General features: G+C 50.7%; 1 protein-coding gene. It reads right to left on the reverse strand.

Features of this window, described 5'->3' with window-relative positions; all coding sequences use genetic code 11:
• The coding region (locus DFR27_RS12620) for a hypothetical protein (protein WP_170150861.1) at positions 1–1,137 on the reverse strand (1,137 nt) is incomplete at both ends.

Genomic DNA, 1,137 nt, shown 5'->3' on the forward strand with positions numbered 1-1,137 from the left:
TGTGGTTAAACTGGTAGGTTTTAGATTGAGAGAATCCGGTTTGTTGCCTCTCACCTTCCTCAACATCAACTCGCACCGACATATCAAAAGACGTTGCACCGCCACGATGTGACGATTCTATGGTCGCCGTAGCCAGGTCTGAGGCCTTTAGCACATAACCCGTGGTATCGGGGTAATGGTTTGTGCTCGTCTCCTTGTCTATGTCATCCAAATAGCGAAACGCGTGACCACTCGCATCCTTAATAACAATATCGTTGGGCACTCGCACAACGAAGTTTGCCTTCTCATCAAGGTCGCTGTCTGTAAACGATAGTAAGTCCGCAATCGAAGTAACTGCAGCATGCTTACTCATGTCGACAACTGGGTTGCGGTATTGGTCGTTGGTCACGGTACCTAAACCCGATGCAAGCGTGACCTTGCTATCGTCAACCGCATTGATGCCAATATGCCCAGTATGTGCAATCTCGGCGGTCTTGCCATCAGGGCCCGTTGTAACGGCCGTGACTTTGAATACCGTTCGCTCGCCATCGGTATCGCTCGTTTGCACTTGCAGGTGCTCGGCGGTCTGTGGATCGATCGTCCACGAGCCGTCAGCGTTATGTACCGGAGCATTACCCGTAGCGCCTGGTGCTAGACGTAGCTCAAACTTATCGCTCAGGTCACTCAGGGTTACGGAAGTAATCGCATCGTCTGCGTCATGAGCCTGAAGCGTAATCGGCAAATCATGCCAGCCCGTTTGATGCTCATCAAATTTCAAATCACCTGGAGTGAGATCGGCTTTATCGGTTAACGACAAAACGTCAACATGGTGCGTCGTTACCGCAGACTCGGCTGTGCTAGTCCCATCATGGCTAATGGCTTTTAGGGAAAGGTCGATTCCCCCTTTAAAGTTAGCCGGCAAGGTCGCGCTTAAATCTTTCACGTCCACTTCATCAACTAACCAGGATCCATCGGGCTGTTTCACACCGTGATTGAGGGTTGTGCCTTGCGGCAATCCAGTAATGGATAGTTGTAGTGTTTCATCCGCATCTGGGCTAGACATTGAAACATGTAACTTGAGCTCGCCGTCCTCATGCACCTCAATGGTTTCATTCGAGGGCGCACTCTGCTGCAGCGAGTCAATCACATTGAAAGACG

Origin of the sequence: Umboniibacter marinipuniceus (genome assembly GCF_003688415.1) — a bacterium.
In the GTDB taxonomy this organism is placed as follows: Bacteria; Pseudomonadota; Gammaproteobacteria; order Pseudomonadales; family DSM-25080; genus Umboniibacter; species Umboniibacter marinipuniceus.